This is a genomic window from Streptomyces sp. NPDC001536 (assembly GCF_042894505.1).
Taxonomy (GTDB): domain Bacteria; phylum Actinomycetota; class Actinomycetes; order Streptomycetales; family Streptomycetaceae; genus Streptomyces.
In genome coordinates this window covers 230,592-254,181 of sequence record NZ_JBIAVQ010000011.1, presented here as the reverse complement: position 1 = coordinate 254,181, position 23,590 = coordinate 230,592, and the positions used below count along the sequence as shown (strand labels likewise).

Sequence of the window (23,590 nt, the reverse complement as noted above, 5' to 3'; positions counted from 1 at the left end):
TCGATGTGCGGCTCCGCCGCGTGGGCGCGACCAGCCACAGTCCCCCCGCACCCGCCCACGCACCCGTCACCCCACAGACGAGTAGGCGACAACTCCCCGCAACAGCTCATCAACCGCCTTACGCGCGTTCTTCGCGACCGTAGACCCCTGCCCACCGGAAACAGGCGCGGCCGCGGAGATCTGCCCCAGCACATCGATCACCTGCTTGCACCACCGCACGAAGTCCCCCGCCGGCATATCCGCCTCACGCAGCACCTCGTCGAGCCCCTTCCCGGAAGCCCACATGTACGCGGCCCAGGCGAACCCCAGATCCGGCTCCCGCTGCCCCACACCCTCGGTCTGGGTGATCCGGAAGTCCTCCTCCAGGGCGTCGAGCCGCCCCCAGATCCGCACCATCTCCCCGAGCGCGGCCTTCGCCTTGCCCGACGGCAGCTTGGGCGCCATCGCATCGTCACCGACCCGCGCCTCGTACACCAACGCCGAGACGCACGCCGCGAGTTCGGCGGGAGCGAGCCCCTCCCACACCCCGGCCCGCAGACACTCGCTGGCCAGCAGATCGAGCTCGCCGTAGAGCCGCGCCAGCCGCTTGCCGTGCTCGGTGACCTCGTCGCCGCGCAGATAGTCCAGCTCGGTCAGCAGCGCGACGATCCGGTCGAAGGTCCGCGCGATGGTGTTGGTGCGGCCCTCGATACGCCGCTCCAGCTGCGAGGTGTCCCGCAGCAGCCGGTGATAGCGCTCGGCCCACCGCGCATGGTCCTCACGCTCGTCGCACCCATGGCAGGGATGGGCCCGGATGGCCGTCCGCAAGCGCGCGATCTCACGGTCGTCCGCGGCCTGCGAGCGCTTCTTGCGCGCCCGCTCCGGCGGAATGTGCCCCGCCTTGGTGCGCAGTGCGGAGGCGAGGTCCCGACGCGACTGCGGGGAGCGCGGGTTGAAGGACTTCGGGATCCGCATCCGCTCCAACGCCTCGACCGGCACCGGGAAGTCCATCGAGGCGAGCCGCTTGACCTGCCGTTCGGCGGTCAGCACCAGCGGGCGCGGCCCGTCGTGCTGCTCGAATCCGCGATGCCCGTTGGACCGCCCGGCGGGCAGCCCCGGATCCAGCACCAGCGCGAGACCGGCGTACTTGCCCGTCGGCACATGGATGACGTCACCCGGCTTGAGCTTCTCCAGCGCGACGGCCGCCTCGGCCCGCCGCTCGTTGGCACCCTGCCGGGCCAGCTCGGTCTCGCGGTCCTTCAGCTCGCGCCGCAGTCGCGCGTACTCCTCGAAGTCGCCGAGGTGGCAGGTCATGGACTCCTTGTAGCCCTCGAGCCCCTCCTCGTTGCGCTGCACCTGCCGCGAGATCCCCACGACCGACTTGTCGGCCTGGAACTGCGCGAAGGACGTCTCAAGGAGCTCACGCGAGCGGTGCCGCCCGAACTGCTCGACGAGGTTGACCGCCATGTTGTACGACGGCTTGAAGCTGGAGCGCAGCGGATACGTACGCGTGCCCGCGAGGCCCGCCAGATGCTCGGGGCTGCTCCCGCGCTGCCACAGCACGACGGCATGTCCCTCGACGTCGATACCGCGCCGCCCGGCACGCCCGGTCAACTGCGTGTACTCACCCGGGGTGATGTCCGCGTGCTGCTCGCCGTTCCACTTGACGAGCTTCTCCAACACCACCGACCGCGCGGGCATGTTGATGCCCAGCGCGAGCGTCTCGGTCGCGAACACGGCCTTCACCAGGCCCCGGACGAACAGTTCCTCGACGACCTCCTTGAACGTCGGCAGCATGCCCGCGTGATGGGCCGCGATGCCGCGCTCCAGGCCCTCCAGCCACTCGTAGTAGCCCAGGACGTGCAGGTCCTCGGTCGGAATGGCGGCGGTGCGCTCCTCGACGAGGGCACGCACCTTGCCCCGCGCCTCGTCGTCGTTGAGCCGCAGACCGGCGTACAGACACTGCTGTACGGCGGCCTCGCAGGCGGCCCGGCTGAAGATGAAGGTGATCGCGGGCAGCAGCCCTTCGGCGTCGAGCCGCTCGATGACCTCGGGCCGGCCGGGGGTCCACACCCGCGACCGCTGTCTGCGGTCCCGCTCCCGGTCGGCCTCGCGCATCGCACGGCCGCGTCTGCGGTCCTGGTACGACGGGCGCTGGGCCTCCATCCGGGCCAGCCGTTTGAGGTCGGGGTTGACGGCCTTCTTCTGGCCCTCGCCCTCCTCGAACAGGTCGTACATCCGCCGCCCGGCGAGCACGTGCTGGAACAGCGGCACGGGCCGGTGCTCGGAGACGATCACCTCGGTGTCGCCGCGGACGGTGTCCAGCCAGTCGCCGAACTCCTCGGCGTTGGACACGGTCGCGGAGAGGGAGACCAGGGTGACGGACTCCGGAAGGTGGATGATCACCTCCTCCCAGACGGCGCCGCGGAAGCGGTCGGAGAGGTAGTGCACCTCGTCCATGACCACGTACCCGAGCCCGAGCAGGGTCTGCGAACCCGCGTACAGCATGTTCCGCAGCACCTCGGTGGTCATCACGACCACCGGTGCCTCGGAGTTGACGCTGTTGTCGCCGGTGAGCAGACCGACCTTGTCGGCGCCGTAACGGCGCGACAGGTCGGCGTACTTCTGGTTCGACAGTGCCTTGATGGGTGTCGTGTAGAAGCACTTCTTGCCCTGTTGCAGGGCGAGGTGGACGGCGAACTCGCCCACGATCGTCTTGCCCGAGCCGGTGGGGGCGGCCACCAGCACGCCCTTTCCCGTCTCGAGCGCCTGACAGGCCTCGATCTGGAAGGGGTCGAGGCCGAAGTCGTACATCTCGCGGAAGTCGGCGAGCGCGGTGGCCTGCTCGGCAGCGCGCACGCGCGCGGCCGCGTACCGCTCGGCCGGTGAGAGGTCCTCTGTCATCGTGCTTTCGAGCGTACCGGGCCCCACTGACAACAGGACGATCATTATCCGGATCCCGTCTTGTCAAACCCCGGGTCCGTGCACTTCAGAGCGCCGCGACGCGCACCGCCCCCGGAACGCAGCGCGCGGTCAGCGGCAGCGGCCCGAGCGGCTCCCCGTCGGCGTACCCCGTGATCCTCTCGGCGCTGATCTCCACTTTCGCCGCCCGGTGCACGGTGACCTTGGCGTGGTCGACGTGCGTGCCCCGGTACACGCTCGGGAACACCCTGAGCAGCGTGGCCCGGCTGCAGTCCCCGACCACGGTGATGTCGAACAGCCCGTCGGTGAGGTCGGCGCCGGGACAGATCCGCATGCCGCCGCCGTACGACGACCCGTTGCCGACCGCGACGAGGGTCGCCTCGATCTCCCGGACCTCGCCGTCGTCGAGCCTGATCCGGTACGGGAAGGGCCGGAAGGCGGCCAGCTCGGCGATCATCGCCAGGTCGTACTTGAAGCGGCCGGTCGGCCATCGCATGCGGTTGCCCCGGTCGTTGACGCGGGAGTCGAAGCCGGAGGCGAGGACGGTGCCGAACCAGCGGTCGTCCACCTGTCCCAGGTCGATGTCGCGCAGGTCGCCTCCCTTGAGCGCCTCGGCGATCCGCCGGCCCGCGGCGGCCGGGTCCCGTACCGGCAGGCCCAGGGCGCGGGCGAGGTCGTTGCCGGTGCCGACGGCGACCAGACCGAGCGGGGTGCGGGTGCCGGCGACGGCCTGGAGGGCCAGGTTGGCCATGCCGTCGCCGCCGACGGCGACCAGGGCGCCGGTGCCGTCCGCGACAGCGGCACGCGCGCGTGTGAGGGCGTCCTCGGCGTTCTCCCCGAGGACCGTACGCACGGAGAAACCGGCCGCCCGCAACGCGGAAGCGGCCGGCTGCGCCGCGTGGGCGCCCCGGCCGCGACCCGCGGTGGGGTTGACGAAGAGGGTGATCTCGCTGGTCACGTCACTGACCCTACGAGCGGCTGGTCGATCTTCAGGTCACGTCGTCATAACCGTTGACCCGCTCCGGTCCCGACGCCTGCTCGGGCAGTGCCCGGCTCGCGGAGACCGTCTCGATCTCGCCGATGTCCTCGGGGGTGAGGTCCAGGTCGGAGGCCTCGTCGTCGGCGGGGCCCTCGGCCTCCTTGTTGCGTCGACGCCTGTCGTTGAGCAGGGAGAAGAGCGTCGCGATGAAGTACAGCACCCAGATGGGCCCGGCCAGCGCGAGCATGCTCAGCGGGTCCGTGCTCGGCGTCGCCACGGCGGCGAACACGGTGATACCCATGATCATCCCGCGCCACCAGCCGAGCATCCGCTTGCCGGTGATCATGCCGGTGAGGTTGAGCATGACCAGGAGCAGCGGCAGCTCGAACGAGAGACCGAAGACGATCACCATGCGGGTGACGAGCTGGAGCAGATCGTCCAGCGGCAGCAGGTTGTCGATGCTGCCGCTCGGTGTGAAGTCGATCAGCACCTTCGCCGTGGTGGGGAGCACCGAGTACGCGAAGTAGGCGCCGCCGATGAACAGCGGGGCGCCCGTGAAGACGAAGGCGTAGGCGTACTTCTTCTCGTGCCGGTGCAGGCCCGGGGCGATGAACGCCCACAGCTGGTACAGCCAGATCGGCGAGGCCAGCACGATGCCTGCCGTCAGCGAGACCTGGAGGGCCAGGGTGAAAGGCGCGAGCAGACCGTTGATCGTGATCCGGGCGCACTTCTCGGTGGTCTCGGACGCGTTGGCGAGCTGCTCGAAGCTCTGATCGCAACCGATCGAGTCCAGGATCGGCTTCGTCAGGAAGTTGATGATGTCGTTGTAGAAGAAGGCGGCGACGACCGTCACGAGGACGATGGCCAGCAGTGCCTTCGCGAGCCGGTTGCGGAGCTCACGAAGGTGATCCGCAAGGGGCATCCGCCCCTCGGGATCCTTCTCCTCATTGCGGGCAGACTTCAGCAACCCACGTTCCCATCTCGTGCGGCGGGCCGGAGGTCACCGGCCCTGCGTCAGCGCTTGGTCGTGTCCGTCGGCTCGGTGACCGGGCGGGAGCTGGTCACATCGCCGGGAGCGGCCTGGATGGTGCGCTGGACCTGGGACTGCTGGTCGTCCTGGGGCGGAGCGGACGCGGCGGTCGCGTTGTCCTGGCCCTCGGACTTCATCGCCTTCGCCTCGCTCTTGAGGATGCGCGCGGACTTGCCGAGCGAGCGCGCCATGTCGGGAAGCTTCTTCGCGCCGAACAGCAGGATGATGACGACGAGGATGAGAATGATCTCGGGGGCGCCGAGCCTTCCGAACATAAGTCTTTACCTTCTCACCGAGGCGGCTGGGGTGGGGTGCTGTCCGACCGGTCGGACAGGTGTCCGAACGATCGTGTTGTCAGCGATCGTAACGCTCAGGGGTGAACGTGAGGCAATCCCCGTGCGTACTCCCGGTCCGCGACCCGGGCCTCGTTCTCCGGTCCGCGACCAGCAGCGTACCTGGCCCCGCCCCCGGGGTGACAGGGCGAAGTGACCCAAAACGCTTCCGGCGCAGGACTCACATCCCGTGCACAGCGGGACTTACAGCGCGTCCACGGAGCGGGCGGTGCTCACGGCGGCCCGCTCCAGGTCCTCCGCGGCCCTGCCGATGCACTGGGCGGAGTCCGCGACCTGCCGTCCCAGCCGCTGCGCCTCAAGGAACACCCGCACGGCGAGCACTCCGAGCACGAGAAGACCCAGGAAACCCACAGCGATCGCGAACATCGGCCAGAACATGGTGCCGAGCCTAGAGGGTGGAGTGCAGCCGCAGGGTGCTGACCCCACCACCGGTCAGCAGCTCGACGATCCGCTCCCCCGCGGGCTTGCGGACGGAGGCGTCGCAGTCGGGGCAGGTGAAGGAGTAGAAGGTCGTCTTGCTGGTGGCGCCGACGACCAGCCGAAGCGCCCCGGCGGCGAGCTCGAACCGGCCACGGCAGTCCGGGCAGCCCGCCCGGAACACCATCGGGGAGACGCTCCGCATTCCCGCGAACGCGGACGCCACCGACATCCCCTGCACACCAGACGCCGCCGACTCGCTCAAAGCTCCTGCTCCTGCCTGTCGTACTGCCCGTCGTCCTTCGTATGAGTTCGGTGTGAACCCTGCGCCTCGACCCCGTCGTACGCCGCCAGCGCCTCGCGGGCCGCCAGCCGGGCACTGTCGGCGAGCTCGGGCGGCGAGACGATCCGGCCGTCGCGGCCGAGCCGCAGCGCCAGCCGGCGCAGGGACGTGGGGTCGGGGGTGCGCAGGGTAATACGCAGCCCGCCGTCCGGAAGCTCATCCGCACTGTCGTGCGGGTAGTACTCGGCGACCCAGCGCCCGCCCGGGCTCACCTCGACGACGACCTCCGGGTCCTCGGCGGCCGGCTGCACCAGCGCCTCGGAGAGGTCCCGCAGCTCGATCTCGGGCGGCGCGGACGGCTCGTCGAGGATCTTGATCTCGGCGACCCGGTCGAGCCGGAAGGTGCGCCGCGCCTCGGAGCGGCGGCACCAGGCCTCGACGTAGGTGTGACCGACGCTGACCAAGCGGATCGGGTCGATCTCGCGCTCGGTGACCTCGTCGCGGGCGGGCGAGTAGTAGCGGATCCACAGCCGGCGCCGCTCGGAGATCGCCCGGTCGACGTCGGCGAAGACGCCGCCCTCGGACTCGAAGGTCACCGACAGCCGGGAGCTGGCGCTGGCCTGCTCCCCCGCCGCGGCCTCCACCTTCGCGGTGGCCCGCAGCAGCGCCTGCCGGTCGCCCTCGCGCAGACCGGGCAGGGTCGAGACGGCGCGGGCGGCGACGAGCAGCGCGGTGGCCTCGTCGGCGGCGAGCCGCAGCGGTTCGGCGACGTCATCGGGGTTGTGCCACCAGATGCGCTCGCCGTCGGTGTCGATGTCGAGAAGGTCGCCGCCGCGGAAGCTGGTGCCGCACATGGGCAGCACGTCGAGGTCGGAGACGAGCTCGTCCTCGGTGATCCCGAAGGCGCGGGCGACGTCCTCGACACGGGCGCCGGGCCGCTCCTTCAGATACGTCACCAGGGAGAGCATCCGCCGGGTCTGGTCGATGGCGTTGACGGGCCTGACCGGTTTGCCTGCCACTGTGTTGCTCGCTCCCCCTCAGCCCTTGGCCACGGCACGCAGCCGGTCCACCACATCGGCCCGCAGTTCGGCGGGTTCCAGGACGACCACGTCCGGACCGAACTCCACCAGCCAGGCGTCCAGGCCATGGCCGTACGGAATCTCCAACTCGTCCCACCCGTCGCCCAGTTCCCGCACCGCGGTGGCCTTCGCGCGCAGCGGGTAGCCGGCGTCGGTGCGCAGCCGGATCAGCGCGCTGCGGTCGGCGGTCTCCCCCGCCCAGCTCGCCACGGTCTCGCGGACGGTCACCACGTCGGGCACCTCGGCGGTGAAGCGGGCCCCGCGCGAACGCACCTTGCCGGTGATCCGGGACAGCCGGAACACCCGCTCGGCGCCCCGGTCGCGGTCCCAGCCCGCCAGATACCAGTGGCCGCGCCAGCACTCCAGCGCCCACGGCTCGACATGGCGGGTCTCGGGGCGTGCGGCGGTGGCCTTGCGGTACTCGAAGACGACCGGGCGGCGGTCGCGGCAGGCCAGCATCAGCGGCTCGAACGCGGCCTCGTGCACGGGGATCCGGGGCTCGAGGGCGCCATGGGCCTCGTACGGGTCGAAGTCCTCGGGCAGCCCGGCCGCGCGCAGCTTCTGCAGGGCGCCACTGGCCGCGCCCGCGAGCCGCGCCTGCTGCCACACCTTGGCGGCGAGACCGAGGGCGGCGGCCTCCTCGGCGTCGAGGGTGACGGGCGGGAGGCGGTTGCTGTCGCGGCGGGCGAGGTAGCCGACCTCGCCGTCGAGGTTCTCCACGGTCTCGATGACGAGCCCGAGTTCGCGCAGATCGTCCTTGTCGCGCTCGAACATGCGGTTGAAGCTGTCGTCCGAGTTCGCTTCCAGATAGGCCTCGATGGACTCACGCAGCTCACGCTTGCTCAGCGGCCTGCGCGTCCCCAGCAGACACAGCGCCAGGTTCATCAGCCGCTCGGCCTTGGCAATGGCCATCGACGCCCTTCGCCTCCCTATGGTGCTTACGGACGATGACCGTACCGCCCCGCGGTGGCGCGGCAAAAGCCGAGGGCCCATGCCCGGACAGGCATGGACCCCAGGTGATCAACAATGATCGTACGACGATCAGACGCCGAGCAGGTCGACGACGAAGATCAGCGTCTCGCCGGGCTTGATGGCCGGAGTCGGGCTCTGGTTGCCGTAGGCGAGGTGCGCGGGGATGGTCAGCTGACGACGGCCGCCGACCTTCATACCCTGCACGCCCTGGTCCCAGCCCTTGATGACACGGCCGCCACCGAGCGGGAACTTGAACGGCGTACCGCGGTTCCAGCTGGCGTCGAACTCCTCGCCGGTGCTGAAGGCGACACCCACGTAGTGCACGGTCACGTTCTGACCGGCCTTCGCGACCTCGCCGTCGCCCTCCCAGATGTCCTTGATCTCGAGGTCCGCCGGGGCTTCGCCCTCAGGGAAGTCGATCTCGGGCTTCTCGATGCTCACGTCTCTAGCTCCTGCTTGTCTGCGGAAAGGCAACGCACACAGTCTTACACCCCGAAGGGGTCAGAGCTTCGCCAGGATGTCGACCGTGAACACCAACGTCGAGTCCTTCTCGATGCCACTGCCGCTGGGCGGGTTGTCGCCGTAGCCCAGGGCCGGCGGGATGACGATGAGGACGCGGCTGCCGACCTTCTTGCCGGTCAGACCCTGCTTCCAGCCCTTGACGACCCCGTCGAGGGAGAACGACGTCAGGGTCTTCCTGGCGTACGTCGAGTCGAACTCCTTGCCGGAGTCCCACAGCACGCCCTTGTACTGCACCAGCAGGCTGCTGTCGGCCTCGGCCTCCTCGCCGTCACCCTCGATGATGTAGCTCGACACGAGCTTGGTGGGCGCGTCCTTCTTGGGGATCTCGATGGAGGGCGCCTTGCCGTCGGTGTTCGTCCCCACCTTGGGCAGGTCCACGTTGTCCTGCGCCACGTCCGTGCCCTTGGCGGAGCTCGTGACCGGGTACACGCCCTTCATGTCCACCACGAACACCAGCGTGTCGGTGCCCTTGATGCCACCCTCCGCGTAGCCCTCCTTTCCGTAGCCCCAGGTGGGCGGGACGGAGAACTCGACACGGCTGCCGACCTTCTTGCCCACCAGCGCGTACCGCCAGCCGTCGATGACGCTGGCCTGGGAGAGCTGGATGGCGAGCGCGGCACCCCGGTCGAAGGAGTTGTCGAAGACCTTGGCCGTGTCCCAGATCTGGCCGAGGTAGTCGGCCACCAGGAAGTCGCCCTCCGCGGCCGTCCGGCCGTTGCCCGCGACAAGCGTCTTCACCGCGATCTGGTCGGACGGGTCACCGCTGCCCTTGGCGACGGTGGGCTTCTCACCGAACTTCGCGCCCGCGGTGATCGCCGGCAGCGGACCGTCCACGATCTTCGGCGCCGGCGCCGGCGCGGCGGACGTGGCCGAGGCGGACGGCGACGCGCTGTCACCGCTCTCCGCCGAACTCGCCCCGTCGTCGTTGCACGCGGCGAGCGTGGCCATTCCAGCGGGTACGGCAATCAGTAGTGAGCGTCGGCGCACGGTAAGAGCCTCGTAATCGGTCGATCTTGTGGATGGCGTGCGCGCAACTCTACGGCGTGAGAAGGGCGCCGTACGGATAACGTACGGCGCCCGTGTGGCGTTCCGGAAGGCGATCCGGAACGCATTGCTCACATACCGGCGATCAGCTTCTCCACCCGGTCGTCGACCGAACGGAACGGGTCCTTGCACAACACCGTGCGCTGGGCCTGGTCGTTGAGCTTGAGATGCACCCAGTCGACGGTGAAGTCCCGGCGCTGTTCCTGAGCCCGGCGGATGAAGTCACCGCGAAGGCGGGCCCGAGTGGTCTGCGGGGGCACGGACTTGCCCTCGAAGATCTTCAAGTCGTTGCAGATACGGGCCGCTTGGCCCTTCCTCTCCAGAAGGTAGTAGAGACCACGACGACGGTGGATGTCGTGATACGCGAGGTCTATCTGCGCGACCCTCGGGTGGGACATGGTCATGTTGTGCTTGGCCCGGTACCGCTCGATGAGCTTGTACTTCATGACCCAGTCGATCTCGGTGCCGATCCGGTCGAGGTCCTCGGCCTCGATCGAGTCCAGCACCCGGCCCCACAGCTCCAGGACCTGCTCGACCGTCCCGGTGCGGATGCCGCGGCGCTCCACGAAGTCCACGGCCTTCTCGTAGTACTCGCGCTGCACCTCCAGCGCGGAGGCCTCCCGGCCACTGGCCAGACGCACCTTGCGCCGGCCGGTGATGTCGTGGCTGACCTCGCGGATCGCCCGGATCGGGTTCTCCAGGGTCAGGTCGCGCATCACGGTGCCCGCCTCGATCATGCGCAGCACCAGGTCGGTCGCGCCGACCTTGAGGAGCATGGTCGTCTCGGACATGTTCGAGTCGCCCACGATGACGTGCAGGCGGCGGTAGCGCTCGGCGTCGGCGTGCGGTTCGTCGCGCGTGTTGATGATCGGCCGGGAACGCGTCGTCGCCGAGGAGACGCCCTCCCAGATGTGCTCGGCCCGCTGGCTGACGCAGTACACGGCGCCACGCGGGGTCTGCAGGACCTTGCCCGCGCCACAGAGCAGCTGGCGGGTGACAAGGAAGGGAATGAGGATGTCCGCGAGCCGGGAGAACTCCCCGTGGCGGGCGACGAGATAGTTCTCGTGACACCCGTAGGAGTTGCCCGCCGAGTCGGTGTTGTTCTTGAAGAGGTAGACGTCGCCCGCGATTCCTTCCTCGTGCAGGCGTCGTTCGGCGTCCACCAGGAGTCCTTCGAGAATGCGCTCGCCTGCTTTGTCGTGCGTGACCAGTTCCGTCACGTTGTCACATTCGGGAGTCGCGTATTCCGGATGTGACCCGACATCGAGATAGAGGCGGGCGCCGTTTCGCAGAAAGACATTGCTGCTGCGGCCCCATGACACGACACGGCGGAAGAGGTACCGCGCCACCTCGTCGGGAGACAGGCGTCGCTGTCCCCTGAACGTACACGTGACGCCGTACTCGTTCTCCAGCCCGAAAATGCGGCGGTCCATGACTGAACATTACGCCCGATCCCCTGTGCTGAAACGGGGTTCGACGGCACGGTTTGGATCATTTTCCGATGAAGCCGCAACCACCCCCCGCCCATCGGGAGCTGCGAGGACCCGTCCGGTGGCCAGCAGAACAAGCAGCGAGACACCCCCCGCGACACCCGGTACGGCGAACCCCCACAGGGCCCCTCCGGCCTCTACGACCGGCCCCGCGACGCCCGTTCCGACCGAGGCACCCACGGTGAACGTCGTCACGAGCCAGGAGAAGGCCTCGGTGACCGTACCCCGCGGCGCGTGATGGTCGACCAGCACGAACGCACAGGCGATGGCGGGCGCGAGGAACACCCCGGCGACCACCATGAGCAGCACCATGGCGACCGCGCCGGGCATCAGCAGCAGCGGCAGATAACACACCGCCAGCAGAGCCACCAGCACCCGCAGTCGACGCGCCGGCTCCCCGGTCCACTGCCGCGCGCCGTACACCGTGCCGCCGATGAGGGCACCGAGACCGATCGCGGCCATCAGCCAGCCGTACACCGCGTCGCCGCCGTGGTCGTCGGCGTACGGCACGGAGGCCACCGTGATGGAACCCAGCGCGATGCCGACGAACAGGAACGCGCCCAGCAGCGCCAGCAGCCCCGGCGAGCGCAGCGCGCCGAGCCAGTGCGCCTCGCGCGGAGCCGAGCGCCACGCGCGCGACGGCCGCGAGACGACCACGGAGAGCGCACCGAGCACCCCGACGACGTTCAGCACCAGCAGCGCGGCCCGGGCCGACCACAGCGACGTGCACACCGTCACCAGCAACGGCCCGACCGTGAACATGACTTCCTGCGCCACGGCGTCCATCGCGTACGCCCTGTGCACCTGGCCCTCCTTGCGCAGCACACTCGGCCACAGCGCCCGCAGTCCGCCCTCCAGCGGCGGCGTGAAGAGCCCGGCGAGCGCCACGGCGGCATAGGCGGCGACGAGCAGGTCGGGGCCGGTGAAGGCGAAGGCGGCCATCGCGAGGGCCGAGACGATCGCCGCGGGCAGCTGGACGCGCGGCTGGCCGTGCAGATCCACGAGCCGGCCCAGCACCGGCTGACCGACCGCGTTGGCGACGCCGTAGACCGCCGCGAGCGCCCCGGCGAGGCTGTACGAGCCGCCCTCCGCACGCACGAACAGCACGATCGCGATGGCGGCGGTGGCGTTCGGCAGCCGGCCCACGAGGGTGCCCACCAGCAGCCGCGTGGCGTGCCTCGCCCTGAGGATCTCCAGGTATCCCGCGGCCATGTCCCGCCCTTCCCGTGCCGTGACGTGCGCCCGTGACGCATGAGGTTTTACGTATAACGTCCTCCGTCATACGTACCATGTGCGCTGACGACGAGTCCAGACGAAAGAGCAGGCAGCCGGTGGCACGAGGCAGCGCACGCCCCACCAGCCGCGACGTCGCCCAGGCCGTCGGCGTCTCCCAGGCCGCCGTCTCCCTCGTACTCGGCGACAAATGGCGCGGCCGCGTCTCCGAGGCCACCGCCGAACGGGTACGCCAGGCCGCCCGCGAACTCGGCTACCGCCCCAACCTCGCCGCCCGCAACCTCCGCCTCGGCCGCACCCGCACCGTCCTGCTCGTCGTCCCCGCCCTCACCACCGAGTTCTTCGCCGGCGTCTACACCGGCGCCGCACGCGTCGCCGCCGAACACGGCTTCGGCGTGGTCCTCTACCCCTCCCCCGAAGGCGTCGGCCCCGCCAGGGACCCCTTCGCCTCCGCCCAGGCCGCCCTCGACGGCGTCCTCGCCTCCTCCATGGCCGCGGACGCCCTCACCGCCATCCGCGGCGACCAGCTCCCCCTCGTCATGCTCGACAGCGACCCCCACGGCAGCCTGGGCGCGGCCACCGTCAACCTCGACATCGCCGACGGCACCCGCCAGATCGCCGACCACCTGCTGAACCTGGGACACCGACGCTTCCTGCACCTCGCCGCCGACATCCCCTCCTGGACCTTCGAGGTACGCGCCCGCGAACTCGCCGCCCGCCTCGCAGCGGTGCCGGGCACCTCGCTGCGCACAGCACCCGCCCCCATGTCCATCGAAGGCGCCCTCACCGCCACCGAGACAGCCCTGCACACATCCGGCCCGCACCCCACCGCCATCGTCTGCGACGACGACAAACTCGCGGCCGGCGCCTACAAGGCCCTACGCCGAAAAGGCCTCCGTGTCCCCGACGACGTCTCCGTCACCGGCGTGGACGACATCGCCCTGGCAGCCGCCCTCGACCCGGAACTGACCACCGTACGACTGGACGCCGAGCTCTTCGGCGAACGCGGCATGCGCGCCCTCCTGGCCGTCCTGGAGGGCCGCACACCCGATGCCGGGGACATCCCCGTCGAACTGGTCGTACGAGGCTCCACGGCACCGCCCACCGCCCCCTGAACGCCCTGTGCCCCGGCCGAGACACCGGCCGGGGCACACAAAAGGGCGAGATGAGGCGCGAGGCTACTCCTCCTCGGAGCTCTCCGCCTCGGTGGCCGCACCACCGGCCTCCAGAAGCCGGTCGAGCTGACGACCCACGATGCGCTTGAACTTGCGCTGCTGCGGACGCGTACGATCCAGCACCGCGACCTCCAGACGCTCGGCGGGAATCTCCCGCTCCGTGCCGTTCGTGTCCCGGGACAACGCCTGAACCGCCAGCTTCAGAGCCTCGGCGAGACTCATGCCGTCCTGATGACGCTGATCCAGATAGCCACTGATCTGCTCGGCATTGCCGCCCACCGCGACCGAACCGTGCTCGTCCACGATCGAACCGTCATGCGGCAGCCGATAGATCTGGTCACCCTCGGGCGTCTCACCCACCTCGGCGACGACCAGCTCCACCTCGTACGGCTTCTCGGCCGCACTGGAGAAGATCGTGCCCAGCGTCTGGGCGTAGACGTTCGCGAGACCACGGGCGGTCACGTCGTCGCGGTCGTAGGTGTACCCACGCAGATCCGCGTACCGCACACCACCGATCCGCAGATTCTCGTACTCGTTGTACTTGCCGGCGGCCGCGAAACCGATCCGGTCATAGATCTCACTGAACTTGTGCAGCGCGCGGGACGGGTTCTCGCCGACGAAGACAATGCCGTCGGCATACTGCAGCACCACCAGGCTGCGACCGCGAGCGATGCCCTTGCGGGCGTACTCCGCCCGGTCGGCCATCGCCTGCTGGGGGGAGACATAGAACGGCGTCGACACCGGTTATCCGTCCCTTTCTGTCGAAGTCACTGCGATCACCTTGAAAGAACCGGATCCGCCGCTACAGCAGCGCGGCCCGCGGACCGTCGGGCTGCTCCAGACGCCGTTCCAGGATCGAACGGGCGATGTCGGAGGACTCCTCGTCCGTGAGCCGGCGGAAGCCGTCCTCGGTGATCACGGTGACGATCGGGTAGATCCGGCGCGCGACATCGGGACCACCGGTCGCCGAGTCGTCGTCAGCCGCGTCATACAGAGCCTGCACCACCAGCATCGTGGCCTCGGCCTCGGACAGACCGTCGTGGAAGAACTTCTTCATCGCGCCCCGGGCGAAGATCGAGCCCGAGCCCGTGGCGGCGAAGTTGTGCTCCTCGGAACGACCGCCCGTGACGTCGTAGGAGAAAATTCGGCCCTTGCCACGGTCCACGTCGTACCCGGCGAAGAGCGGCACCACGGCCAGGCCCTGCATGGCCATGCCGAGGTTGGAACGGATCATGGTCGACAGCCGGTTCGCCTTGCCCTCCAGCGAGAGCTGCGCCCCCTCGACCTTCTCGAAGTGCTCCAGCTCCAGCTGGAACAGCTTCACCATCTCCACGGCCAGACCGGCGGTGCCGGCGATACCGACGGCCGAGTACTCGTCCGCCGGGAACACCTTCTCGATGTCCCGCTGCGCGATGACATTGCCCATCGTGGCCCGCCGGTCACCGGCGAGCACGACCCCGCCGGGGAAGGTCACGCCGACGATCGTGGTGCCATGAGGCGCCTCGATCACACCCTGCGTCGGCGGCAGTTGACGGTTGCCCGGCAGCATCTCCGGCTGGTGGTCGGACAGGAAGTCCATGAACGAGGACGACCCAGGCGTCAGGAAGGCAGCTGGTAGACGCCCGGTGCTACGAGTGTTGGCTTCCACGCGATTCCTTCCAAGTAAGCGGCGGCCCGGCGGACGGCGTCGGGGTCATCCCCCAACTTGCCGATGGCCGAATTGCAGTTGAAGCACAGTACGCCACGGACCCTACCCGTCTTGCGGCAATGATCCACATGCACGGCCGGAGCCTTTAGGCAGATGACGCGGAGCCCCATCCGAGACGCTTCGGTGAGGCCGTAGTGGCGCTTCGGACGGCCCGCACACCCTCGGGCCGCCTCGCACGACTCACAGCGTTGCGCCCCATGGCTGCCTGACGCTGCCGGTGGTACGCCGCTCGCGGCTCGTGTTGCTCACACCGCGAGCAGCGCTTCGCGCCACCTTCGATACCCACCTCGACGGTCCCCCGTAGCCTTCAAGTTGAAGGCTACTGTCCGCCCTTCTGAACGAAGCTTCGAACGAAGTCCTCTGCGTTCTCCTCGAGGACGTCGTCGATCTCGTCCAGAACCGAGTCCACGTCATCGCTCAGCTTCTCGTGGCGCTCCTTGAGGTCCTCGGTGGCTGCCGCTTCCGGCGCCGCCTCCTCGACTTCCTCGGTGGAGCGTGTGGCCTTCTGCTGGCCGCCGCCGGTGTCCTTGGTTGACATAACCCTCACCCCGCTCGTTTCGCCCGACATGGTCGCCAGGTCGGCTTATCCGCCGATCGGTGATGATCAGACCCTACAAGCCCGGTCTGACATCGGCCCCGCAGTTTCCTCAACGTACGGGGGCCACCTCGATGATTCCCGGACGTCGGGATTTCCACCCTGTCCGGAGGTCTCGTTCCGGGTACCCGCTCAGCCGCCGGAGAGCACCCTGACCAGGTCTTCCGCGGTGCGACAGCGGTCCAGGAGCTCCTTGACGTGATTACGCGTTCCGCGAAGCGGTTCCAGGGTTGGAACGCGCTGCAGAGAGTCCCGCCCCGGCAGATCGAAGATCACCGAGTCCCAGGAGGCCGCGGCGACGTCGTCGGCGTACTGCTCCAGGCATCGGCCCCGGAAGTACGCACGGGTGTCCTCCGGCGGCTTCGTACGGGCCCGCTCGACGTCGTTCTCGTCCAGGAGGCGCTTGATCCTGCCGCGGGCGGCGAGACGGTTGTAGAGGCCCTTCTCTGCCCGTACGTCGGCGTACTGGAGGTCGAGGAGGTGGAGCTTGGCGGCGTCCCACTCGAGGCCGTCGCGGCGCCGGTAGCCCTCCATGAGCTCGCGCTTGGCGACCCAGTCCAGTTCGCCGGCGAGGCTCATGGGGTCGTTCTCGAGCCGGTTGAGAGTGTCCTCCCAGCGGGCGAGGACGTCCTTGGTCTGGTCGTCGGCGTCCGCGCCGAAGCGCTCCTCGACGTACTTGCGGGACAGCTCGAAGTACTCCATCTGCAACTGGACCGCGGTGAGTGTCCGGCCGCTGCGGAGGGTGACCAGGCGCTGGAGCGTCGGATCGTGGGAGACCTGGTGAAGGGTGCGGACGGGCTGGTCCACCGCCAGGTCGACGGCGATGAAGCCGTCCTCGATCATGGAGAGCACCAGGGCCGTGGTGCCGAGCTTGAGGTAGGTGGAGATCTCCGAGAGGTTCGCGTCGCCGATGATGACGTGGAGGCGGCGGTATTTCTCGGCGTCGGCGTGCGGCTCGTCGCGGGTGTTGATGATCGGGCGCTTGAGGGTGGTCTCGAGGCCGACCTCGACCTCGAAGTAGTCGGCGCGCTGGCTGATCTGGAAGCCGTGTTCGTGGCCGTCCTGGCCGATGCCGACGCGGCCCGCGCCGGCGAAGACCTGGCGGGAGACGAAGAAGGGCGTGAGGTGGCGCACGATGTCCGAGAAGGGGGTCTCCCGCTTCATCAGGTAGTTCTCGTGCGTGCCGTAGGAGGCGCCCTTGTTGTCGGTGTTGTTCTTGTAGAGGTGGATCGGCTGGGCGCCGGGGAGCTGGGCGGCGCGTTCGGCGGCTTCGGCCATGATGCGTTCGCCGGCCTTGTCCCAGAGGACGGCGTCACGGGGGTTGGTGACCTCGGGGGCGCTGTATTCGGGGTGCGCGTGGTCGACGTACAGGCGTGCGCCGTTGGTGAGGATGACGTTGGCGAGGCCGATGTCCTCGTCGGTGAGCTGGCTGGAGTCGGCGGATTCGCGGGCGAGGTCGAAGCCCCGCGCGTCCCGCAGCGGGTTCTCCTCCTCGAAGTCCCAGCGGGCCCGTCGGGCCCGGTGCATCGCCGCCGCGTAGGCGTTGACGATCTGGGACGAGGTGAGCATGGCATTGGCGTTGGGGTGGCCGGGGACGGAGATCCCGTACTCCGTCTCGATGCCCATTACTCGCCGTACAGTCATGCGGCCCTCCTTGCCCGGCGGCGCCCTCGGTCGGGGGCGGCGCTCAAGTACCGCTGGCGCTCCGGTGCGTGTGCGGTGCCCGTCCCCGCACTGCGCGACTCGGCGGTACCGAAGAGCCTAGAACGGCTTTGCGCTGGTGGGGAGATCATTTGCGTCATTGCCTTGCACGCCTCTTGTTCCGGTTAGTTGCCTGAAAAACAGTCGGCTGCGGGTACCCGGTGAGGGCACCCGCAGCCGCCCCGCTTTTACAGGTACTGACCGGTGTTGGCCACCGTGTCGATGGAGCGTCCGGTGTCGGCGCCCTGCTTTCCGGTGATGAGGGTACGGATGTAGACGATCCGTTCGCCCTTCTTTCCGGAGATCCGGGCCCAGTCGTCCGGGTTGGTGGTGTTGGGCAGGTCCTCGTTCTCCTTGAACTCGTCCACGCAGGCCTGGAGGAGGTGGGAGACCCGAAGGCCCTTGGCGTTGTGGTCGAGGAAGTCCTTGATCGCCATTTTCTTGGCGCGGCCCACGATGTTCTCGATCATGGCGCCGGAGTTGAAGTCCTTGAAGTAGAGGACTTCCTTGTCGCCGTTGGCGTAGGTGACTTCCAGGAAGCGGTTTTCCTCGGATTCGGCGTACATGTGTTCCACGGCGGTCTGGATCATGCTCTGGACCGTGGTGGTCTTGCTGCCGCCGTGCTCGCCGACGTCGTCGGAGTGGAGCGGGAGGCGTTCGGTGAGGTACTTGCCGAAGATGTCCTTGGCGGCCTCGGCGTCGGGACGCTCGATCTTGATCTTCACGTCCAGGCGGCCGGGGCGCAGGATGGCGGGGTCGATCATGTCCTCACGGTTGGAGGCGCCGATGACGACCACGTTCTGCAGGCCTTCCACGCCGTCGATCTCGGCGAGCAGCTGCGGGACGATGGTGTTCTCCACGTCCGAGCTGACACCGGAGCCGCGGGTGCGGAAGAGGGATTCCATCTCGTCGAAGAAGACGATGACGGGTGTGCCCTCGGAGGCCTTCTCACGGGCACGCTGGAAGACGAGGCGGATCTGCCGCTCGGTCTCGCCGACGTACTTGTTGAGGAGTTCGGGGCCCTTGATGTTGAGGAAGAAGCTCTTGCCCTGGGCCTGGCCGGTGACCTCGGCGACCTTTTTGGCCAGCGAGTTGGCGACGGCCTTGGCGATGAGCGTCTTGCCGCATCCGGGGGGTCCGTAGAGCAGGACGCCCTTGGGCGGCCTGAGTTCGTGCTCCTTGAACAGGTCCGGATAGAGGTAGGGAAGTTCGACCGCGTCGCGGATCGCCTCGATCTGGCCGCCCAGACCGCCGATCTGCTCGTAGCCGATGTCGGGGACTTCTTCGAGGACGAGTTCTTCGACCTCGCTCTTGGGAACGACTTCGTAGACATAGCCGGAGCGGGGTTCGAGCAGGAGGGCGTCGCCGGGGCGGATGGTGATGTCCAGCAGCGGCTCGGCGAGCCGCACCACCCTCTCCTCGTCGGTGTGGCCCTGCACCAGTGCGCGTTCGCCGTCCTCGAGGATCTCCTTGAGGGTGACGATGTCACCGACGCTCTCGAACTCCATGGCCTCGACCACGTTGAGTGCTTCGTTGAGCATCAGCTCCTGGCCGCGCCGGAGCTCTTCGAGTTCGACGCTGGGGCTGACGTTCACCCGGAGTTTGCGTCCTCCGGTGAAGATGTCGGCGGTGCCGTCCTCGTTGGCCTGCAGGAAGACGCCGAAGCCGGCCGGGGGCTGGGCGAGCCGGTCGACTTCCTCCTTGAGGGCCACGATCTGGTCGCGGGCCTCGCGGAGTGTGTTGGCCAGTCGCTCGTTCTGGGCGGACACGCCGGCCAGATTGGTCTGCAGTTCGACGATCCGCTCTTCGAGAATCCTCGTGTGCCGCGGAGAGTCGGCGAGCTTGCGTCGCAGGACGGCGATCTCCTGCTCAAGGTAGGCAATCTGCCCGGCCGGGTCGTCGGACCCTCGTCCCGGGCGGATGCCGCGGTTCATGTCGTCGTCGTGGGCTGCCACGGTCCTCACCTCCTCCAAGGGGAGCTGGACGCTTCCAGACCCTACCTGGGTGGGTGTCGATTGAAACCCCTAGATCACAAAGAGTGTCAAGGTGTGTCGTCGGTCACCCTGCGCCATCCCTCTACGCCGTGTGGATACCCAGTGAACGTGCTTCAGAAGCGGACTGTTCCAAGGTCGGAGTGCTCGAAATCTTCCACGGCGGGGCGGAGTTGCCCACAGCGTCGCCGGTCGGGGGCCCGTGAATCACCGGCTCGGGCGCCTGTGGCCCGCTCCAGCGGGGCTCCGGTCCGGCTCGATCGCGCCTTGAGTTCGTTGACGGAGCGTGTACGGACGGGCGGGACGTGTCACTGCCCGAGGTGCTCCTCGTGGGGCGGTCGGGCGTGGGTGGCCGGAGGTAGGGTCGGGGGTGTTCAGCACCCGATGGGGCAGGAGACATGAGCGTGCAGCAGGAAGCCGGGGCCGACGGTGAGGCGCTGGAGGTCTGGATCGATCAGGATCTCTGTACCGGCGACGGGATCTGTGTGCAGTACGCGCCCGAGGTGTTCGAGCTGGACATCGACGGTCTGGCCTATGTGAAGGGCGCGGGCGAGGAGCTGCTGCAGGACAAGGGCGCGACGACGCCGGTGCCGCTGCCGTTGCTGACGGACGTGGTGGACTCGGCCAAGGAGTGTCCTGGCGAGTGCATCCATGTGCGCCGGGTGTCGGACCTGGTCGAGGTCTTCGGGCCCGACGCGGACTGAGTCGCCGGGCGCTTCGCGCGCGTGGCTGAGTCGTCGGGCGCCCGCGTGCGTATCAGACGCTGTGGGCGCCCGCGGGCGTGGAGCGGACGAACGTGCCGCCCTTCCACTGCCACTTGGCGCTCGTCTTCACGTCGGGGCAGCAACTGGGGACGGAGTCCGAGGAGTAGCCGACCATGTCGGCGGTGACCGTCGCGTCGGAGACCGTGAGGGCTTTGACGGTGATGCGGTCCTTGGGGTCCACGAGGGTGGCCACGACGCGGGGGGTCTTGGCGTCGGCGGCCCGGGTGAGGACGTAGACGCCGTCGGGCGGGGTGCCCATGGGGGCGTCGCAGTGGACGACCGCCACGGTCTCGGGCCTGTCGTCGCCGTCGAGGTCGCCGGTGGCCTTCTTCACCACCAGTGCCTTGACCGGGCCGCATTCGATCGGGAAGTCGACGTCGGTGGGGTCGGGGGCGGTGACGGCGGCGGGGGCTCTGTGCGACGGGGGGCCGGCGGCCTGGGCGGCCGTGGCCGGATTCGGCTGGAGTACCGAGGAGAGCGCCACGACGCCGGCGACCGCTGTGGCGGTGGCGACCCAGTGGATGGGGCGGGTGTGGGTGTGAGCGAGTTCCGGGACCGCGGATTGCTGCACTAGGGGTGACTCCCGAGAGGGCTGGTGCCGGTGGGGGTGGCCAGCATGGTGCCACACGTCACAGCGCGGCGGAACGGCGGGGTCGGTGCTTGTCGGCTCGCGGCCTTGCGTTTTCTGGTGCGGTGTCAAGGAAAAGGCGCCGTGGCCGAGTTCCGGGACGGCTGTCGGGAACTCGGCCACGGCGCGGTTGCGTTGTACGCGGCACGGGGCCGCCTCAGCGGCCGGTGCCTCCGTCGGCGTTCGGGCCGGTGTAGTCCTCGCCGTAGGCGCCCTTGGCGGGGCGGCGGCGGCGCATGGGGGGCTCGACGCCGTCGGCGAGGCGGCGGGCGGTGAGCAGGAAGCCGGTGTGGCCGATCATGCGGTGGTCCGGGCGGACGGCGAGGCCCTCGACGTGCCAGTTGCGGATCATCGTCTCCCAGGAGGTCGGCTCGTTGAAGGAGCCGATCTCGCGGATGGACTCGACGGTCCGGGCGAGCTGGGTGGTGGTGGCGACGTAGCAGCAGAGGATGCCGCCGGGGACGAGCGCCTTGGAGACGGCCTCCAGGCACTCCCAGGGGGCGAGCATGTCGAGGATGACGCGGTCGACGTCGGTGTCGGAGAGGTTGTCCTGGAGGTCGCCGACGGTGAGCTGCCAGGCGGGGTGCGGGCCGCCGAAGTAGCGCTCCACGTTCTGCTGGGCGATCTCGGCGAAGTCCTCGCGGCGCTCGTAGGAGTGCAGCATGCCCTGGTCGCCGATGGCGCGCAGCAGGAAGCTGCTCAGCGAGCCGGAGCCCACGCCCGCTTCCACGACGCGTGCGCCGGGGAAGATGTCGGCGAAGGCGAGGATCTGCCCCGCGTCCTTGGGGTAGACCACGGCGGCGCCGCGGGGCATGGACAGGACGTAGTCGGGGAGCAGGGGGCGCAGCGCGAGGTAGGCGACGTTCCCGGTGGTGCGGACAACGCTGCCCTCGGGAGCGCCGATCAGTTCGTCGTGGGGGAAGGAACCCTTGTGGGTGTGGAAGTTCTTCCCGGCCTCGAGCGTGAACGTGTAGTGGCGGCCCTTGGGGTCGGTCAGCTGAACCTGGTCCCCGACCTTGAAGGGCCCGCGCCTGCGGGCGGCACCGGTCGGTTCGGACATGTGAACAGCCTACCGGCGTTTGTGGGGGGCGCCGACCACGTGGGGTTCAGTTGGGGCGGGCCATGGCTTTGACGAAGGCGCGCTCGACGTCGGCGGCGGACAGGACGCCATAGATCTCTCCCGTCTCCTCGACCACCAGGTACTCGGTGGCGGGGGTGGCGCGCAGGGTGTCCAGGAGGTCTTCGCCGGCGAGTTCCACGGAGACGCGCATGCCGTCGGTGAGGTCCTGGGCGAGGCCGCTGACGGCGACCCAGGGGCGGCGGTGTTCGGGGACGCCGACGATGGCGGCTTCGCGGACGAGGGAGAGGGGTTCGCCGTCGGCGTCGACGACGACCAGGGCGCGGGCGCCGGCTTCGTTGGCGCGGCGCAGGGCTTCGGAGAGGGGGGTGTCGGTCTCTACGGGGACGGCGCGGCGGGTGAGGTTGCGGGCGCGCAGTTCGGGGAGGTGTTCGCGCAGTCGGGCCATGCGGAGGCTGTTGCCGGCGCCGGTCCAGATGATCGCGGCGAGGATGGCGGCGAGCAGGGCGTCCATCACGGTGTCCATGCCGACGTTGTCCTCGGCGTTGGAGCCGAGGGCTCCGGACTGGGTGAGCAGGGGGAGGCCGATGAGGACGGAGACGGCGAGGGCGCGGCCGACCCAGGCGGCGGCGACGGTGCCGGTCATGGGTTTGCCGGTGATCTTCCAGACGACCGCGCGGAGCATGCGGCCGCCGTCGAGGGGGAGGCCGGGCAGGAGGTTGAAGGCGGCCACGATGAGGTTGGAGATCATCAGGCCGGCCAGCAGGACGCCGGGGACGGTGCCGGGTTCCACGGGCTGCATGGCGAGGTAGAAGAGGCCGGCGAGGACGAGGGAGAGGAGGGGGCCGACGAAGGCCAGGACGAACTCCCGGCCCGGGGTCTCGGCTTCCTTCTCGATCTCGGAGACACCGCCGAAGAACTGGAGCTGGATGCGGCGTACGGGCAGTTTGAAGCGCAGGGCGGCGACGGTGTGGGCGAGTTCGTGCACCAGCACGGAGGCGTAGAAGGCGACCGCGAAGAAGAGCGACACGAGGTAGCGGGCGGCTCCGAGTTCGGGCAGGACGCGGTCGAGCTGGCCGCCGAAGACCCAGGTGATGAGGGCGGCGACGAGGAACCAGCTGGGGGCGACGTACACGGGCACGCCGAAGGGGCGTCCCATGAGGAGGCCGCCGCCGGGTTCTTTCGGGCGCCGGGGCGGGCGGCCCTTGGCCGTGCCGGAGTGGGCGAGGGTGCGGTCGGGGTGGGTGTCGGTGGGAGGGGCCGGGCTGGGCTCGGGTGCCGTTTCCGTGCCGGGTGCGTCGGCCGTGGGGTGCTGCGACGGGGTGGCGTCGGTGGAGGGCCGCTCCTGTGCGTCTGGTGCGGTGTCCTCGTCCGAGGCCGGCGTCTGTGCGGAGGGCGCCGTCGCGGAGGTGTCCGTGGGCTCGCTGTCGTGCTGGGAGGCCTCCGCGGAGCCTTCCTCGGAGCGGACGTCGGCAGCGGCGTCGGCGCCCTGCGTGCGGGCGTCCGTGTCGGGGTGTTCGGGGTCGGCAGTCGGGGCCGCAGGGCCTGCGTGGTGCTGGGCCGGCTCGTCGTTGCCGGACCGCGGCTGCCCGCTCCCGCCGCTCTCGTCCACGGTGTCCCCTCGTTCGAAGCGTCTTCCGCGCCTGC

The 23,590-nt window shown here is 69.2% G+C and carries 23 protein-coding genes; 2 read left to right on the top strand and 21 right to left on the bottom strand.

Annotated elements, in window-relative coordinates:
* Positions 1-66: 66 nt before the first annotated feature.
* The 12 genes from ACFY0U_RS29135 to ACFY0U_RS29080 form a co-directional block, all read right to left on the bottom strand.
* Positions 67-2,928, bottom strand: a complete 2,862-nt coding sequence (locus ACFY0U_RS29135) for a DEAD/DEAH box helicase (protein ID WP_388640845.1) — start codon at positions 2,926-2,928, stop codon at positions 67-69.
* A 40-nt stretch (positions 2,929-2,968) separates the two neighbouring features.
* Positions 2,969-3,859 (bottom strand): diacylglycerol kinase, encoded by an 891-nt coding sequence (locus tag ACFY0U_RS29130; protein WP_388640842.1) that lies wholly within the window; start codon positions 3,857-3,859, stop codon positions 2,969-2,971.
* 31 nt (positions 3,860-3,890) lie between these two features.
* Entirely contained in the window at positions 3,891-4,847 is a 957-nt protein-coding gene (tatC, locus tag ACFY0U_RS29125) for a twin-arginine translocase subunit TatC (RefSeq protein ID WP_388640839.1), read from the bottom strand.
* 47 nt (positions 4,848-4,894) lie between these two features.
* Complete coding sequence (tatA, locus tag ACFY0U_RS29120; protein WP_388640836.1) at positions 4,895-5,185, bottom strand: Sec-independent protein translocase subunit TatA; 291 nt, start codon at positions 5,183-5,185, stop codon at positions 4,895-4,897.
* Positions 5,186-5,446: 261 nt separating this feature from the next.
* Positions 5,447-5,641 carry a hypothetical protein gene (locus ACFY0U_RS29115; RefSeq protein WP_388640834.1) on the bottom strand — a complete coding sequence of 65 codons (195 nt, stop codon included), beginning with the start codon at positions 5,639-5,641 and terminating at the stop codon, positions 5,447-5,449.
* A 10-nt stretch (positions 5,642-5,651) separates the two neighbouring features.
* Positions 5,652-5,945, bottom strand: a complete 294-nt coding sequence (locus ACFY0U_RS29110) for a hypothetical protein (RefSeq protein WP_388640831.1) — start codon at positions 5,943-5,945, stop codon at positions 5,652-5,654.
* Positions 5,942-6,982 (bottom strand): helix-turn-helix transcriptional regulator, encoded by a 1,041-nt coding sequence (locus ACFY0U_RS29105; protein ID WP_388640829.1) that lies wholly within the window; start codon positions 6,980-6,982, stop codon positions 5,942-5,944. The genes ACFY0U_RS29110 and ACFY0U_RS29105 overlap by 4 nt, the downstream gene beginning before the upstream one ends.
* A gap of 18 nt (positions 6,983-7,000) precedes the next feature.
* Positions 7,001-7,954 carry a helix-turn-helix transcriptional regulator gene (locus ACFY0U_RS29100; protein WP_388640826.1) on the bottom strand — a complete coding sequence of 318 codons (954 nt, stop codon included), beginning with the start codon at positions 7,952-7,954 and terminating at the stop codon, positions 7,001-7,003.
* A 129-nt stretch (positions 7,955-8,083) separates the two neighbouring features.
* A complete protein-coding gene (locus tag ACFY0U_RS29095; RefSeq protein ID WP_388640823.1) occupies positions 8,084-8,455 on the bottom strand; it encodes an FKBP-type peptidyl-prolyl cis-trans isomerase in 372 nt (123 codons plus the stop codon).
* A 60-nt stretch (positions 8,456-8,515) separates the two neighbouring features.
* Entirely contained in the window at positions 8,516-9,523 is a 1,008-nt protein-coding gene (locus ACFY0U_RS29090; RefSeq protein WP_388640821.1) for an FKBP-type peptidyl-prolyl cis-trans isomerase, read from the bottom strand.
* 128 nt (positions 9,524-9,651) lie between these two features.
* Positions 9,652-11,013 (bottom strand): Pup--protein ligase, encoded by a 1,362-nt coding sequence (gene pafA / locus ACFY0U_RS29085; protein ID WP_046261820.1) that lies wholly within the window; start codon positions 11,011-11,013, stop codon positions 9,652-9,654.
* 9 nt (positions 11,014-11,022) lie between these two features.
* Positions 11,023-12,282: an MFS transporter gene (locus tag ACFY0U_RS29080; protein WP_388640819.1), complete on the bottom strand. Its 1,260-nt coding sequence runs from the start codon at positions 12,280-12,282 to the stop codon at positions 11,023-11,025.
* Between the two features lie 119 nt (positions 12,283-12,401).
* Here ACFY0U_RS29080 and ACFY0U_RS29075 point away from each other — a divergent pair, with 119 nt between their 5' ends.
* Positions 12,402-13,418, top strand: coding sequence for a LacI family DNA-binding transcriptional regulator (locus tag ACFY0U_RS29075; protein ID WP_388640817.1), 1,017 nt, complete (start codon positions 12,402-12,404; stop codon positions 13,416-13,418).
* 63 nt (positions 13,419-13,481) lie between these two features.
* Here the strand turns inward: ACFY0U_RS29075 and prcA are convergent, their stop codons facing one another.
* The 6 genes from prcA to arc form a co-directional block, all read right to left on the bottom strand.
* Positions 13,482-14,219: a proteasome subunit alpha gene (prcA, locus tag ACFY0U_RS29070; protein WP_046261817.1), complete on the bottom strand. Its 738-nt coding sequence runs from the start codon at positions 14,217-14,219 to the stop codon at positions 13,482-13,484.
* 61 nt (positions 14,220-14,280) lie between these two features.
* Positions 14,281-15,126, bottom strand: coding sequence for a proteasome subunit beta (gene prcB / locus ACFY0U_RS29065; protein ID WP_388640815.1), 846 nt, complete (start codon positions 15,124-15,126; stop codon positions 14,281-14,283).
* Positions 15,078-15,296: an endonuclease VII domain-containing protein gene (locus ACFY0U_RS29060; protein ID WP_388640813.1), complete on the bottom strand. Its 219-nt coding sequence runs from the start codon at positions 15,294-15,296 to the stop codon at positions 15,078-15,080. The genes prcB and ACFY0U_RS29060 overlap by 49 nt, the downstream gene beginning before the upstream one ends.
* Positions 15,297-15,505: 209 nt before the next feature.
* A complete protein-coding gene (locus ACFY0U_RS29055) occupies positions 15,506-15,724 on the bottom strand; it encodes a ubiquitin-like protein Pup (RefSeq protein WP_206327399.1) in 219 nt (72 codons plus the stop codon).
* Between the two features lie 189 nt (positions 15,725-15,913).
* Positions 15,914-17,425: a depupylase/deamidase Dop gene (gene dop / locus ACFY0U_RS29050; RefSeq protein WP_388640811.1), complete on the bottom strand. Its 1,512-nt coding sequence runs from the start codon at positions 17,423-17,425 to the stop codon at positions 15,914-15,916.
* Between the two features lie 245 nt (positions 17,426-17,670).
* Positions 17,671-19,437: a proteasome ATPase gene (gene arc / locus ACFY0U_RS29045; protein WP_353695638.1), complete on the bottom strand. Its 1,767-nt coding sequence runs from the start codon at positions 19,435-19,437 to the stop codon at positions 17,671-17,673.
* A gap of 434 nt (positions 19,438-19,871) precedes the next feature.
* Between arc and ACFY0U_RS29040 the strand changes: the two genes are divergently transcribed.
* Positions 19,872-20,177, top strand: a complete 306-nt coding sequence (locus ACFY0U_RS29040) for a ferredoxin (RefSeq protein WP_388640809.1) — start codon at positions 19,872-19,874, stop codon at positions 20,175-20,177.
* A gap of 52 nt (positions 20,178-20,229) precedes the next feature.
* Here ACFY0U_RS29040 and ACFY0U_RS29035 read toward each other — a convergent pair whose 3' ends face one another.
* The 3 genes from ACFY0U_RS29035 to ACFY0U_RS29025 form a co-directional block, all read right to left on the bottom strand.
* Positions 20,230-20,808: a hypothetical protein gene (locus tag ACFY0U_RS29035; protein ID WP_388640806.1), complete on the bottom strand. Its 579-nt coding sequence runs from the start codon at positions 20,806-20,808 to the stop codon at positions 20,230-20,232.
* Positions 20,809-21,022: 214 nt separating this feature from the next.
* A complete protein-coding gene (locus ACFY0U_RS29030; protein ID WP_388640803.1) occupies positions 21,023-21,925 on the bottom strand; it encodes a tRNA (adenine-N1)-methyltransferase in 903 nt (300 codons plus the stop codon).
* 46 nt (positions 21,926-21,971) lie between these two features.
* Positions 21,972-23,555, bottom strand: a complete 1,584-nt coding sequence (locus ACFY0U_RS29025) for a site-2 protease family protein (protein ID WP_388640800.1) — start codon at positions 23,553-23,555, stop codon at positions 21,972-21,974.
* Positions 23,556-23,590: the final 35 nt, after the last annotated feature.